The 14,058-nt window shown below is 44.5% G+C and carries 12 protein-coding genes; 6 read left to right on the top strand and 6 right to left on the bottom strand.

Features of this window, described 5'->3' with window-relative positions; genetic code table 11:
- Window positions 1–220: 220 nt before the first annotated feature.
- The 4 genes from gyrB to dnaA all read right to left on the bottom strand — a co-directional run bounded on the left by gyrB (window position 221) and on the right by dnaA (window position 6,493).
- Entirely contained in the window at window positions 221–2,692 is a 2,472-nt protein-coding gene (gene gyrB, locus FTU45_RS12345) for a DNA topoisomerase (ATP-hydrolyzing) subunit B (RefSeq protein WP_005173515.1), read from the bottom strand.
- A 56-nt stretch (window positions 2,693–2,748) separates the two neighbouring features.
- Entirely contained in the window at window positions 2,749–3,831 is a 1,083-nt protein-coding gene (gene recF, locus FTU45_RS12340; RefSeq protein ID WP_180076462.1) for a DNA replication/repair protein RecF, read from the bottom strand.
- Between the two features lie 28 nt (window positions 3,832–3,859).
- The gene (dnaN, locus tag FTU45_RS12335) at window positions 3,860–5,008 is read right to left on the bottom strand and encodes a DNA polymerase III subunit beta (protein WP_005173508.1); all 1,149 of its coding nucleotides are present in this window, start codon (window positions 5,006–5,008) and stop codon (window positions 3,860–3,862) included.
- Window positions 5,009–5,116: 108 nt separating this feature from the next.
- Complete coding sequence (gene dnaA, locus FTU45_RS12330; RefSeq protein ID WP_074383792.1) at window positions 5,117–6,493, bottom strand: chromosomal replication initiator protein DnaA; 1,377 nt, start codon at window positions 6,491–6,493, stop codon at window positions 5,117–5,119.
- Between the two features lie 659 nt (window positions 6,494–7,152).
- On the opposite strand from dnaA, the gene rpmH reads away from it, so the two are divergent.
- The 5 genes from rpmH (at window position 7,153) to mnmE (ending at window position 11,258) form a co-directional block, all read left to right on the top strand.
- Window positions 7,153–7,287 carry a 50S ribosomal protein L34 gene (rpmH, locus tag FTU45_RS12325; protein WP_000831329.1) on the top strand — a complete coding sequence of 45 codons (135 nt, stop codon included), beginning with the start codon at window positions 7,153–7,155 and terminating at the stop codon, window positions 7,285–7,287.
- Between the two features lie 29 nt (window positions 7,288–7,316).
- A complete protein-coding gene (rnpA, locus tag FTU45_RS12320; RefSeq protein ID WP_100355778.1) occupies window positions 7,317–7,709 on the top strand; it encodes a ribonuclease P protein component in 393 nt (130 codons plus the stop codon).
- A 9-nt stretch (window positions 7,710–7,718) separates the two neighbouring features.
- A complete protein-coding gene (gene yidD / locus FTU45_RS12315) occupies window positions 7,719–8,039 on the top strand; it encodes a membrane protein insertion efficiency factor YidD (RefSeq protein WP_005173498.1) in 321 nt (106 codons plus the stop codon).
- Between the two features lie 5 nt (window positions 8,040–8,044).
- Window positions 8,045–9,808: a membrane protein insertase YidC gene (gene yidC / locus FTU45_RS12310; RefSeq protein WP_180076461.1), complete on the top strand. Its 1,764-nt coding sequence runs from the start codon at window positions 8,045–8,047 to the stop codon at window positions 9,806–9,808.
- Between the two features lie 91 nt (window positions 9,809–9,899).
- The gene (gene mnmE, locus FTU45_RS12305) at window positions 9,900–11,258 is read left to right on the top strand and encodes a tRNA uridine-5-carboxymethylaminomethyl(34) synthesis GTPase MnmE (RefSeq protein ID WP_100358098.1); all 1,359 of its coding nucleotides are present in this window, start codon (window positions 9,900–9,902) and stop codon (window positions 11,256–11,258) included.
- A gap of 41 nt (window positions 11,259–11,299) precedes the next feature.
- Here mnmE and FTU45_RS12300 read toward each other — a convergent pair whose 3' ends face one another.
- Complete coding sequence (locus FTU45_RS12300; protein WP_180076465.1) at window positions 11,300–12,445, bottom strand: MFS transporter; 1,146 nt, start codon at window positions 12,443–12,445, stop codon at window positions 11,300–11,302.
- Between the two features lie 415 nt (window positions 12,446–12,860).
- Here FTU45_RS12300 and FTU45_RS12295 point away from each other — a divergent pair, with 415 nt between their 5' ends.
- A complete protein-coding gene (locus FTU45_RS12295) occupies window positions 12,861–13,562 on the top strand; it encodes a DsbC family protein (RefSeq protein ID WP_180076460.1) in 702 nt (233 codons plus the stop codon).
- 77 nt (window positions 13,563–13,639) lie between these two features.
- Here the strand turns inward: FTU45_RS12295 and FTU45_RS12290 are convergent, their stop codons facing one another.
- The gene (locus FTU45_RS12290; protein WP_005173486.1) at window positions 13,640–13,897 is read right to left on the bottom strand and encodes a GlsB/YeaQ/YmgE family stress response membrane protein; all 258 of its coding nucleotides are present in this window, start codon (window positions 13,895–13,897) and stop codon (window positions 13,640–13,642) included.
- Window positions 13,898–14,058 lie beyond the last annotated feature (161 nt).

Genomic DNA, 14,058 nt, shown 5'->3' with positions numbered 1-14,058 from the left:
ATCCAGATCTCATACTTGTCTTTATATTGCTTACTTATGGATAATTTTTTAGGTCGATTAGCCACCGCTTAATTCGACTTTTTTTGCAGCTAAAATCAGCTGATCATTTGGCAGAAAAGCACGCTCTAGGTTGGAATTCCTCCAAAACAATTCAGATGATATTCGCATAAATTTTGCATCAAAAAAGCGCCTCGAAAGGCGCTTTTTAAAATCATCTTAATCAGGTATCAATGTCTGCATTCAAGGCATTTTCTTCAATGAAGGCACGACGTGGTTCCACATCATCGCCCATCAGACAAGAGAACATGCGGTCTGCTTCAATCGCATCGGTGACTGTCACTTGCAGCATGTTACGATTATCCGGATCCATGGTGGTTTCCCACAACTGTTCCGCATTCATCTCACCCAGACCTTTATAACGCTGGATCATCATGCCGCGACGCGAGTCAGACAGAATATGCTGCCAAACCTGATGAAAATTGTTCACGTTAATCTTACGATCACCTTTTTGCAAATAAGCACCTTCTTCAAGCAGGCTGAACCAGCTCTTCGAATTCTTTAATAAACGTGCATATTCACTTGAACCTAAAAGCACAGAGTCTAATAGATAACTATGTGGCAGGTTATGCACATAGATGGTGATTCTTGGTAACCAGCTTTGAGTTTTCTGGCCATCTGCCAGTTCTTTCTCGAAAGATTCCAGCGTTAATTCTGGACGTAGCGTCGGCTGAATGGCTTCAATCGCTGCACGCAGGTTTTCACCCCAAGTTTCGACATAACTTTTATCTTCAAGCTGATCGAGTTTAAAGGCGTCCAGCGACAGCAAAGCATCGAGCAAGCTCGCCGGATAACGCTGGGTTAAACGCGCCAAGCTCTTCTGTGAGGTTTGATAATCGGCAATCACCCTTGCCAGTGCTTCACCACGAATCGCAGGTGCTTCAGCACTGATATGCAGTTCTAGCTCGTCAATGGCATTGGAAATCAGGTAAGTTTCCAGTGCATCGTTATCTTTGATGTACTGTTCCTGCTTGCCTTTTTTCAGCTTGTAGAGTGGTGGCTGGGCGATATAGATATGACCACGCTCGACCAGTTCCGGCATTTGACGGAAGAAGAAAGTCAACAGCAGCGTACGAATGTGCGAACCATCGACGTCAGCATCGGTCATGATAATGATTTTATGGTAACGCAATTTGTCCGGGTTATATTCTTCACGACCAATACCACAGCCAAGTGCAGTAATCAGTGTGCCGACTTCCGCAGAGGAAATCATCCGGTCGAAACGCGCACGCTCTACGTTCAGAATCTTACCTTTCAGCGGTAAAATCGCCTGCATTTTACGGTTACGGCCTTGCTTAGCTGAACCACCTGCAGAATCACCCTCGACCAGATACAATTCAGACAAGGCTGGATCTTTTTCCTGACAATCGGCCAGCTTACCTGGAAGACCGGCAATATCCAGCGCGCTCTTACGACGGGTCATTTCACGGGCTTTACGCGCTGCATCACGGGCACGCGCGGCATCAATAATTTTGCCGGCAATCGATTTCGCTGCTTGTGGATTTTCTAAAAGATATTCAGAAAATGCCTTGTTCATGGCCTGCTCAACCGCAGTTTTTACTTCACTCGACACCAGTTTTTCTTTGGTCTGCGAAGAGAATTTTGGATCAGGCACTTTCACCGAGACGATCGCGGTTAAACCTTCACGGGCATCATCCCCCGAGACTGCAACTTTTTCCTTTTTCAGGATATTTTCGCTGTCCATATAGTTATTTAAACCACGGGTCAGTGCAGCACGGAAACCGGCCAAATGTGTACCACCATCCTTTTGCGGGATGTTATTGGTAAAGCAGCGTACGTTTTCCTGATAAGAATCATTCCACTGTAATGCCACTTCTACCGTAATGCCGGTATCGAGCTGTGCAGTAGTGAAATGGAAAATATCGTTCAGATGCGTTTTGCCTTCGTTAATGTATTTAACGAACTCAGATAAACCACCTTCATAGTCATAGATATTTTCAAGGTTGACGCGCTCATCGCGAAGTACAATGCGTACACCTGCGTTCAGAAACGATAGTTCACGCAAACGACGCGCCAGAATATCGACATTGAATATGGTTTGGCTAAAAGTTTCAGCACTTGGGTAAAAACGTACAGTGGTACCTGACGTTTCGGTTATCCCTGTTTCACGTAATTTATAAACAGGATCACCATGACGGTATTCCTGTTCATAAGTTTTACCTGCACGACTGATGTTCAACAGTAGTTTTTCAGAGAGTGCGTTGACCACAGACACACCTACGCCATGCAGACCGCCTGAGACCTTGTAACTGTTGTCATCAAACTTACCGCCGGCATGCAGAATGGTCAAAATCACCTCTGCCGCAGACACGCCTTCTTCAGGGTGAATATCGGTTGGAATACCACGACCGTTGTCAGAAACTGAAACCGATTCATCTTCATGAATAGTCACTATAATTTCATCACAGTGGCCTGCCAAGGCTTCATCAATCGAGTTATCGACTACTTCGAACACCATGTGGTGCAAGCCTGTACCATCGTCTGTGTCACCAATGTACATGCCCGGACGCTTACGTACTGCGTCTAAACCACGTAATACCTTGATGCTAGAGGAATCATAAGCCTTTTCAATGGTTTGTTCTGTTTGAGAAGCAGCTTGATCTTCTGAACTCATGGTTTCTCCCTAGTGAAAAATAGGTCTATCCCAAGATGGGTAAAACTAAAAAAATACTATTGCACAACAACCTGAACTGTACCGTTTTCAACATTGAATAACTGATATGAGATAGACAAATCATGTAAGTGCTTTTGTACTGATTCATGGTCTAAGGTGGTAATAAAAACTTGACTACCAAGTTGGCTCAATCGCTCAATTAAACGTTGTTGTGCGGTTAAATCTAATTCTGCTGTCACATCATCTAATAATACCACAGTTTCCTTATTACAAGAATGCAGCATTGCGATTTGCGACAGTTTTAACGCCATCATCAGCAGCTTTTTTTGCCCGCGTGACAGGATCACATCAGCATCCCCCAGAGGGGTTTTCAGACGCAAATCTGCGCGATGTGGACCGTATTCTGTATAACGTCTTTCCAGATCTTTTGCATGCTGATTGGTCAGATCATTCAGCAGGCCGGTTTCACTATGAAACCCCGGACTGTATTCCAGACTGATCTGCAGATCAGGCAATAGCTGCTTTAGATCATCTTCAAAAAAGGACTTCCACTGTTCCACGATACCCGCACGTTGCGAATGCAGAAGTTCACCATACTCACTCAGCATCTGGTTCCAAGGCTCCAGATCGGACAGACTCAAGAAACGTTTGCTTTTGAGCAAACTATTGCGCTGCTTCAAGGCACGCGAATAATATTGCCAGGCATGATAAAACTCAGGTTCCACGTGGAACATTAACCAGTCTAAAAGTTGACGTCGTGGCTTGGCACCATGATCAATAATATCGGTACTTTGTGGGTCAATCAGCTGCAAAGGCAATAGCTTGGCGAGTTGGCCCTGCGTTGCCACCAGATCACCATTGACCTTAATCAGCTGTTCCCCGCTGGCCATTTTTTGCATGCCGATTTTTTCGGTCGCGGACTGTGCAAACACAATCGCGTCCTGTGCGCCATGCTGAATATAATTTTTCGGGATATGGGTACGGAAAGAACGACCGGCAGCAAGTAAATGAATCGCTTCTAAAATCGAGGTTTTGCCTGAACCATTTTGGCCATAAAAAACATTAAACGGCTGCAATCCGTGGAGAGCAACCGTCTTTAAATTCCGTACACGCTCAATATGTAAACGCGTAATATGCATGTCTTATACGAGTATCAATAGCCGCGACTTAAACACGCATCGGCATGACGACATAAGTTTGATCGGTATGTGCCGGGTCTTGTACTAACACAGACTGATTGGCTTCAGTCATGGTCATGGAGACATCATCACCATCCAGCACACCCAGCACCTCAATCAAGTACTGCGCATTAAACGACATCTCCAGCGGTGAGTCGGCATATTGAATGGCTAAGTCTTCAATCGCCTCATCCTGTTCCGGGTTATTGGCGCGAAGTTGCAGGGAATCGGCATTAAAATTCAGGAACACGCCACGGAGTTTTTCATTACTTAAAATCGCGACACGCTGCAAAGACTGCTTGAACACATCATGCGCAATCATCACGATTTTGTCACCGCCACGTGGAATCACACGACGATAATCCGGGAATTTACCATCAATCAGTTTGGTGGTGAAACGCACGGTAATATCGGCCTGTTCCTTGTCACGGCTTGGCATATTGATGGTCACATTCAGCAGTTCACGACCAATCAGCAAAGATAACTGCTCATCTTCAACACTGAGCAGACGCTGTAATTCCGCCACGGCTTTACGTGGCACAATCGCTTGAATCGGCTGGGTCGCAGTAGATTGAGCCGCAGTTTCACAAAGCGCCAGACGGTGGCCATCGGTGGTCACAGCACGCAGCTGATTGGCATCAATTTCCAGCAAAGTACCGGTCAGGTAAAAACGCACATCCTGCACCGCCATCGCAAAGGCAGTTTTCTCGAATAAACGCTTCAGCTCACGCTGGGTAACAGTTACTTGCGTACCTTGGGTGTTTTCAGTATTCAGTAATGGATAATCATCAGCAGGCAAGGTACCCAGCACAAAACGGCTGTTACCTGATTTGAGAATGCAGCGCTGATCTTCAGTAATATGCAAATCCACCAATGCCGCTGAAGGAAGTGACTTACAGATATCAATCAGCTTACGCGCCGGAACTGTGGTTTCCCCGGCCTGCAAACATGCACCTTCAGCCAGTGCGGTACTGGCCACCAGTTCAACCTCAAGGTCGGAACCGGTCACCGTTAATGCCTGGGCAGTCACCTGAATTTTCAGGTTAGATAAAATATTTAAGGTATGGCGACGTTCAACCGCTCCTACGACATGTGAGAGAACATTCAGTAAGCTTTCTTTCGCGATTTTTAAACGCACGGTGCATTCCTCTAAAGCTGAAGATTAATATAGAAAAAGTGAATTTTTAACGGTTTACTATGCGGCAAAAGCAGCCGCATAGCAAGAATAGAATTTGAGCGATTTAGGTCAACTTTGCAACAGACGTTGCAGGTTTTTATAGTCTTCGTTAAAGATTGGATCTTCCTCACGCAGGCTCTGCACTTTCTCGCAGGCATGCATCACGGTACTGTGATCACGACCACCAAAAGCCATGCCAATTTCTGGAAAACTGTCGCCGGTCAGTTCACGTGCCAGACCCATCGCCAGCTGACGTGGACGGGCATAAATTCGGGTGCGTTTCGGTCCGACAATCTCTTTTAAGGGAATACGGAAATATTCACTGACCACACGCTGAATATTTTCAGTACTGATGGTGCGGGCACGAATCGCCAGCACATCTTTTAAGGATTCACGCACCACATCCAGATCAATCGGTGTGCCTTTAAAACGTGAAATCGCCACCACTTTATTTAGCGCACCTTCCAGTTCACGCACGTTGGCCACCACCTGCTGCGCAATAAACAGGGCACAGTTACGCGGTAAATCCACCTGATTGCTTTCGGCTTTTCTTAATAAAATTTCAATCCGGGTTTCAATATCCGGTGGTTCAACCCCGACCGACAAGCCCCAGGAAAACCGTGAAACTAAACGTGGATCCAGTTCAGTCAGTTCTTTTGGATAGCGGTCCGAGGTCAGAATAATCTGCTTAGATTCATCTAAAAGTGCGTTAAAGGTGTAGAAAAATTCTACCAGGCTGGCTTCTTTACCGGCCAGTAAATGGATGTCATCGACCAGTAACAAATCCAGAGAACGGCAATTTTTCTTAAATTCTTCCACTTTGCCTTGCTGCAAAGAACTAACAAAATCTTGTACAAAGCTTTCCGCGGTCATGTACATCACCCGTGCATTCGGCTTGGCCTGCAACAGTGCATTGCCCACGGCCTGCATCAAGTGAGTTTTACCCAGACCGGTCGGCCCATATAAAAATAAGGGATTATGCTGTGAAGCACCGAGTTGGGTCAGTACCTTGCGACAGGTTTCTGCTGCCATCTGGTTAGAACGGCCTTCGACAAACAGCGAGAAAGTAAATAACGGATTGAGCTGACGTCTACGGCTATTTTTAACCGTATCTTCTTTTTCTTTTTTCGGTTTTTGTACCGGCATTGGGGTTGAAGTCAACGCCGCGGTGGTGGTCGCTGGCTGTTCACTGGCCGATAAAATCGCACCAGGACGTGAATCGACCAAAATTTCGACCTTGCGTACCCGTCCTTCGGACAGCTGTTCAGCCAGAATCGTAATCAGTTCCAGATGATGCTCTTGAATGTAACGCGTCCAGTAAGGATTAGGTGCATACAAACGCAAGCTATCTTCCAGCTCTTCTGCAACCAATGGGCGAATCCACATTGTAAAGACATTTCCAGAGAGCTCTTGTCGCAGGCGATTTAAGCAGTCCGTCCAAAGCATGTGAATCCCCTATTCATTCCATTGTTCATTCAAAAAGATGACCGCGACCAAAAGCGGGTCGCCATTCTAACCAAGTTATCCACATCTGTCATGATCATTTCCACAGAAACTGTGCAAAAAGCCATCATCGTGCATAAATTTAAATTTAAAACCCGGTGTGGATAAGTTTATCCGCAAGCTGTGGATAAAATATAGCACAAAGTTATCCACAAAGTATAAAATTATTAGAAACAGTTTTATCCACAACATAAATGTATGTTTAGTTAAATAAAAAGTGGCTTATCCATAGAAAAAGTGCTCCCTAATAATAATAAACTTAAATTTATAAATTTGAATTTATTTATAAGCTTTGAGTTTTCTGTGGATAAATCGAGAGATTACGAATTTAAATTCAAAAACAGAATCTTGCTTTTCAACACTAGATAGATTGTGGATAACTTTGTTGATAGAGTTGTTTATAAGTTATATATCTATGTATAACAATAATTTAATCTGTGGTTAAGTATAATTTAGTCATTTTAGCAACAGTTTTTTGAAAACTCGTATAAAAATCTTTTTTAAGCTTATTTGAAAAGAAAAGTGCTTTTGCATTGACAGCTCAAGCAATGAGCACTAAAATCGCGGACCTTCATAGAAAGATCATTTTTTGGAGTTTCAATATGAAACGTACATTCCAACCATCTGAATTAAAGCGTAAGCGTGTTCATGGTTTCCGTGCTCGTATGGCTACTAAAGCTGGTCGTCAAGTATTAGCTCGCCGTCGTGCAAAAGGTCGTCATAGCTTAACTGTTTAATCAGTTACGCTAAGACGATTTTGGGTGTTATGACAAAACTTTATAGTTTTGGTACAGAGTTGCGATTACGCTGTGCCGCCGATTATAAAGGTGTGTTTGATGGTGCGCTTTTTAAAGTGCATCAGCCCCATTTCTTATTTCTTGCAAAACATTCCGAACTGCCAAATAGCCGTTTGGGTTTAGTTGTTGCTAAGAAGAAAGTGCGCCGAGCACACGAACGAAATAGAGTAAAACGACTTGCTCGCGAAAGTTTTCGCCTGCATCAACAGCAATTAGATGACTTAGACATTGTAATCATGCCAAAAATTGGTGTGGAAGCAGTGCCTAATGCAGAATTGCATCAGCAATTACAATTTGCTTGGCAAAAACTGAACCGTCTTGCCAAAAAGCATACAAAAATAGCCCCCTCCCCACAAAAGTAGAGTAGGCCAATGGTACGTTTACTACATTGGTTGATACGTTTCTATCAGATTGCGATCAGTCCTTTATTGGGGCCGCGCTGTCGTTATATTCCAACTTGTTCTCAATATTCCTTGGAAGCAGTCCAGATACATGGGGCTGGACGTGGAGTGTGGCTGGCTACTAAGCGTATTTGCCGTTGTCATCCGTGGGGGGGCTCGGGATATGATCCTGTTCCCTCAAAAGCGATTCGTTTTATTTCATTTCAGCAAATAGATTCTCAAACGCTTCACGTTGCTGTACCCTTTCGTGATCGTTTATTGAACCAAAATCACTCTCACCACTTGGGGTAATACATATGCAACAATGGGCCAGGATTGCAATTCTCGGAGCCATGTTTGTTGTCGCATATTTGCTCATTTTGGCGTGGCAAAAAGATTATGGAAATGCTGAAACAAAACCGCAGCAGGAAACTGCTGTTGTTTCGCATGACGTATCTGCAGATTTGCCAAATGGTCAGACGGCTACAGTTGCCTCTGATCTGCCACAAGCAAATGTGCCAGCACAGCAAGCCACGGATGCCACAGCACCTGTAAGTCAGCAGCTTATTTCAGTACAAACTGACCTTTATCATCTTTGGATCAATCCTAAGGGTGGTGATATTGTTCGTATTGAATTACTCAATCATGACAAGAACAAAGACAGCGATGAACCGTTCGTGATGCTGGAAAGCGATGCGAAACGTACTTATGTCGCTCAGTCTGGTCTGATCGGTCTGAATGGACCGGACAGCAGCCGTAACGGCCGTCCGATGTATGAGCTGGAAAAAACCGCTTATACCTTGGCAGACGCGAAAGCAACCAAATCTAAAGAGGGTGAAAACCTTAAAGTCTTGTCTGTACCGTTGGTATTTAAAACCGCGGATGGTGTCGAGATTATCAAAACCTTCAATTTCACTGAAGGTGAATATCCGGTTGTTGTGAACCACAAAGTGGTGAACCGCAGTGCTCAGACCTGGCAAGGTCAGATGTTTGGCCAGATCAAACGTGATAATTCAGAAGATCCGGGTAAATCAGACCAGGGTATTTTCACGCTAGGGACTTTCCTGGGCGGTGCCTGGGGTACGCCAGACGAGCAGTACAACAAGCTTAAATTTGACAACTTTGTTGAAGAAAAAGTCAGTACTGAAGCGACAGGTGGCTGGGTTGCCATGGTACAGCACTACTTTGTCAGTGCTTGGGTACCTGGTAATCTGAAGTTGACTCAGGGTAATGGTGAAGCGTATAGCGCCAAGCTTGAATCACGTAAATCAACCGATAACATGAACATTATTGGCTTTACTTCTCCAACCTTTAATGTGCCTGCAGGTACTGTGGCCGAGATTGATGCGACCTTCTATTCAGGTCCAAAAATCCAGTCAGAATTGAAGGATTTGGCCACAGGTTTAAACCAAACAGTCGATTATGGCTGGTTATGGCCAATTGCGAAGCTCTTGTTCGTGGGTCTGGAATTCTTCCATGGTTTAGTGGGTAACTGGGGCTGGGCAATTATTCTATTGACCATTCTGGTGAAACTGATTCTGTGGCCATTGTCGTCGAAGAGCTACCGCTCGATGGCGAAAATGCGTGTGATTGCTCCAGAAATGCAGCGTATGAAAGAAGAGTTTGGTGAAGACCGTATGCGCTTCTCTCAGGAAATGATGGCACTGTATAAACGTGAGCAGGTCAATCCGCTTGCAGGCTGTTTACCGCTGTTATTACAAATGCCAATCTTCCTGGCTTTGTACTGGGTCTTGATGGAGTCGGTTGAACTGCGTCATGCGCCATGGATGCTCTGGATTCAGGATTTATCCTCAATGGATCCATGGTTTATCCTGCCATTGTTAATGGGTCTGACGATGTATATTCAACAGTCCTTAAATCCACAACCCACTGATCCAATGCAAGCTAAAGTCTTCAAGATTATGCCGGTGATTTTTACCGTATTCTTGCTGTTCTTCCCTGCGGGCTTGGTTCTATACTGGATTGTGAACAACTTGATCACCATCCTGCAACAAGGTTTGATTAACAAGTCTGTTGCTAAAGAACGTGCCAAACGTGATGAAGCAACGCCAGTCAACTAAGTTGTAATGACGGGCTGAATAAATCCGCTTAAGATGATACTCTTAGGCGGATTTTTTTTGGCTGAACTTTTGGATTTTTTAGGTGAATTTTATGCTCAACCGAACCACGACTATTGCTGCGATTGCAACGCCACCAGGACGTGGCGGCGTTGGGGTGATTCGCCTATCGGGTCCAAAATCCTATGAAATTGCCGAAGCACTCACAAAACAACCCCTTGCCGGTGCACGCTATGCTGCCTTTCGTAAGTTTTACGATACCGCTGGTGAAATTATGGATGAAGGCCTAGCCATTTACTTCCCGAATCCGCATTCTTTTACCGGTGAGGATGTAGTGGAGTTACAAGGTCATGGCGGTCCGGTGATTCAAAATGCCTTGCTTGCACGTTTGCTGGAACTGGGTGCGATTGCTGCCAAAGCCGGTGAGTTTTCTATGCGTGCTTTTGAAAATGGCAAGATGGACTTGGTACAGGCTGAAGCCATTGCTGACCTGATTGATGCCACCTCACAAGCAGCTGCGCGTTCTGCGGTTCGTTCTCTGCAAGGTGCATTTTCGACCAAAGTCAATACGGTGCTTGAGCAGCTGGTACATTTACGTTTGCACGTGGAAGCCGCAATTGATTTTCCAGAAGAGGAAATTGACTTTCTGGCTGATGGCAAGATTCTGAATCTGCTCGATGGTGTGGCGACTGCGGTCACGCAAGTTCAGCAATCAGCACGTCAAGGTCAGTTACTGCGTGAAGGTTTGCAAGTGGTGATTGCCGGTAAACCGAATGCCGGTAAATCTTCATTACTGAATGCGCTGGCCGGGATTGAACGTGCGATTGTGACGGATATTGCGGGTACTACGCGTGATGTGCTGCATGAAAAAATCACCTTAAATGGCTTGCCAATTACCCTGACGGATACCGCAGGCTTGCGTGAGACCGGGGATATTGTCGAAAAAGAAGGGATTCGCCGCGCAATCAAGGAAATCGAACAGGCCGATTTGTTACTGCTGGTCTATGACCTAAGTCAAGGTGAAGATCCGCTGCAACTGGCCCAAGAATATTTTGCTGAACATATTGAAGCAAAACGCTTGATGCTGATTGGGAATAAGTGTGATCTGACTGGTGCTGAAGCTGCAATTGCTGATTTGAATGGTTTTCGGCATATCGCAGTCTCTGCCAAGCAGGAAACTGGTGTGCAAGCGCTCATAGAGGCGATTACAGCGCATGCAGGCTTCCAGCCTGAAGAAGATACCTTTATTGCGCGTACCCGTCATTTAGACGCAATGAAACGCACTCAACTGTATTTGGCTGAAGCACGTGAACAATTGGTGGTGTACAACGCCGGTGAACTGGTGGCGGAGTCCTTACGTCTAGCCCAGAATGCACTGGGGGAAATTACTGGTGACTTTAGTGCCGATGATCTGCTTGGAAAAATTTTCGGTTCGTTTTGTATTGGAAAGTAAGCAAAAAATTATGCATAAATAGCCCTCATCAGAGGGCTATTTTAAGCTTTTACACTGAGCTTCTGGTGGCATAACCAGAGCACGACACATAAAGCACTCATCGCCACACAGAAGCTGATCACAGCGAAATTTAATCCAAAATGGTCGGCCAAGTAACCCACCGCAAGAATCGGCACAATGGTGCCCAAATAGCCAATAAACAAGTAGGTCGACATCACCGCGGCCCGGTTTTGCAAAGTGGTGATAGCATGAATCACGCCAAAAGCCCCCATCAGGGCAAAACCATGCCCAATACCAAATAAGAGATCGCTCACGAAGAATAAGAAACTTGCCTTAAGCAACATACACAATGCAAGGCTGAGCAGGCTAATCAGCATCATGACCAAGCCGATATTCAGACATTTTTTTGCAGCCACCGCTTTGGCCAGATATTGCACCACTGCAGATACCAGCAGGATACAGGTAATGGCGGTACCACTTACTAAAGGACCATGCCACGGTAAAATATCTTGCACAAAAGAAGGCGAAAGTGAGGCAAATAAACTAAAGGCAGCAAAGGCACTAAATGCAGTGAACCCAATGATCATAAATACAGCATGATATTGAGCCTCAGGACGTTGTAATTTGGGGGCGATACTAAAGGGCTGACGCTCAAAAGCAGGCACTTTTAACCAGAATAAACCGATAAAACAAAGCACTGCTCCAACAATAATCGGAATATAGGGAGTCACCAGCGGGGCTTGAGAAAACTGCGCAATGACACCCCCGATAAACGGACCCAGGCCAAAGCCAATCGCAGTCAAAATAGAGACCCATTGCGGCGCAAGCTGCTTATGACTCTCCGGAATGGTCTGTATCATGCCAAGCATGGCAGAAGTCGTCATCAAACCAGAGGCAATCCCGATAATGAAACGGCCCAGAGATAAAATCAGGGCATTATTGGCAAAGACCGAAATAATCAAACCCAGACTAATAAACACGAGGCCAATTTGTAGAGTTTTTAAAAAGCCAATGCTATTGCTGGTGCGCCCCAGAAACAATAAGGTGCCCAGACAGCCAAACATATAGGCGACAAAAATATAGGTAATCTGGCTTGGGGATAAATTCCAGAGTTGTTGATAAATCGGATAGAGTGGACTCGCTAAAGCAGTACCAATCGTTCCCATGATTAAAGCCAGGCTGACCATCCAGAAGGGTCGCCAAGTGGTTATTGTTGTCATGAACATGCCGTTATAGTGTTGATCCTTGGCCAATCCATGTCAGGGCATAGCGAAGAAAAAGAAAAGTATATGCAGTGTAGAGCGGGCCAAGAAACATGGTCAAGGGCGAATCAGTAAAAGATTTTAAATCAAATAGATGTGTTTATATGTATTTCAATAAAATAATATATTATTTTATAAGATATAAAATCTTAACCAGAATGTAATCTCATGCAAGATTTATTTTTGTCCGTTATTTAAGCTTCTTTTATCGCTTCTGTTCCACGTGAAACATAATTCACTGATTAAACTTGGAATAAACAGTAACATAAATCCGTGGGTAATTTAAAAGCAGACCCATTAGAATCGAAGCATATTTTTATCTGATTCATGTAGAACATTCATGTTAAAAAAAACACTGATCATTGCTTTAAGTACAGTCATTTCAAGCTTCGCATTCGCTAATATTGATATGGTAAAAGCCAATCTGGCAAAGAATAGCCCCAATTTAAAAATCGAAAATATCCAGACCACGGAAATGAAGGGCATCTACAGTGGTTTTATGCAGGGTCAAGTGGTTTATCTGAATGAAGATGCCCAGCATCTGATTGCCGGGTCGATGCTGCGGATTCAGGATCAGCATAATCTGACCCGTGATTTGATACTAAAACAGAACAGTGTTGACTGGAAAAAATTGCCGCTTCAAGATGCTGTGAAAAGTGTAAGAGGTACGGGGAAACGTCAGATTGCGATCTTTTCTGACCCAAATTGCCCGTATTGTAAACAGCTTGAAGTAGAGTTGAAAAAACTCAAGGATGTGACGATTTATACTTTTATTCTGCCTTTAAAGCCACAATCGGTTGCGCCTTCAAAACAGGTGTATTGCGCGTCTAATCCTGCTCAGGCCTGGGAAGATCTGATCACTCAAGGTAGCCTGCCAAAATCGAAAAAAAGTTGTGCCAATCCGATTGAGCGCAATAAAAAACTGGCCCAGTCTTTGGGTGTGAATGGGACACCAGCAATTATTTTTTCGAATGGTTTTAAAGTCATGGGGGCCTATCCGGCAGAACAGATCGAACAGATTTTTAAGGAATTTTCACTATAAAGTCGAGAGATATACAAGAGCAAAAAGCACCCGACTGGGTGCTTTTACTGGAACTGCTCAGATTAAGCCAGAACCGCTTAGACCGTACGGCGTTTGGTCAGCATGTTATAAATAAACAGAATAATCACCGCACCGATCACGGAAGCAATCAGACCTGCCGCAGAATCTGCCGAATAAAGACCGAGCATACGACCAGCAAATGTAGCCAATAAGGAACCGGCAATACCTAACAGTGTCGTCATGATAAAGCCTGCCTTGTCATTACCTGGATGGATTGCACGTGCAATCAGACCCGCGATAAAACCAATGACAATCGCAACAATAATTGTCCACATAGGTATGCTCCTTGTTATCATGTCTTTGTTTTTACATCATGTTTAATTATCTTGAAACAGAATAGAAAGCAAAAAAAGTTGAATCCTGAAACGAGATGTTATTTTTTGTTCCTATTTTTCTGTCTATTTGAGACATAAAAAAAGTGGCCTAAGCCACTTTT

Source organism: Acinetobacter sp. YH12106 (genome assembly GCF_013418995.1).
Classification (GTDB): Bacteria; Pseudomonadota; Gammaproteobacteria; order Pseudomonadales; family Moraxellaceae; genus Acinetobacter; species Acinetobacter pseudolwoffii.
Note: the sequence above shows the minus strand (reverse complement) of the source record. Positions and strands in the feature narration are given on the sequence as shown.

Bases quoted from the DNA above. Each gene is read 5' to 3' on its own strand.
- gyrB (WP_005173515.1), bottom strand. From the start codon at position 2,692: ATGAGTTCAGAAGATCAAGCTGCTTCTCAAACAGAACAAACCATTGAA.
- recF (WP_180076462.1), bottom strand. From the start codon at position 3,831: ATGCATATTACGCGTTTACATATTGAGCGTGTACGGAATTTAAAGACG.
- dnaA (WP_074383792.1), bottom strand. From the start codon at position 6,493: ATGCTTTGGACGGACTGCTTAAATCGCCTGCGACAAGAGCTCTCTGGA.
- rpmH (WP_000831329.1), top strand. From the start codon at position 7,153: ATGAAACGTACATTCCAACCATCTGAATTAAAGCGTAAGCGTGTTCAT.
- rnpA (WP_100355778.1), top strand. From the start codon at position 7,317: ATGACAAAACTTTATAGTTTTGGTACAGAGTTGCGATTACGCTGTGCC.
- yidD (WP_005173498.1), top strand. From the start codon at position 7,719: ATGGTACGTTTACTACATTGGTTGATACGTTTCTATCAGATTGCGATC.
- yidC (WP_180076461.1), top strand. From the start codon at position 8,045: ATGCAACAATGGGCCAGGATTGCAATTCTCGGAGCCATGTTTGTTGTC.
- mnmE (WP_100358098.1), top strand. From the start codon at position 9,900: ATGCTCAACCGAACCACGACTATTGCTGCGATTGCAACGCCACCAGGA.
- FTU45_RS12300 (WP_180076465.1), bottom strand. From the start codon at position 12,445: ATGGTCAGCCTGGCTTTAATCATGGGAACGATTGGTACTGCTTTAGCG.
- FTU45_RS12295 (WP_180076460.1), top strand. From the start codon at position 12,861: ATGTTAAAAAAAACACTGATCATTGCTTTAAGTACAGTCATTTCAAGC.
- FTU45_RS12290 (WP_005173486.1), bottom strand. From the start codon at position 13,897: ATGTGGACAATTATTGTTGCGATTGTCATTGGTTTTATCGCGGGTCTG.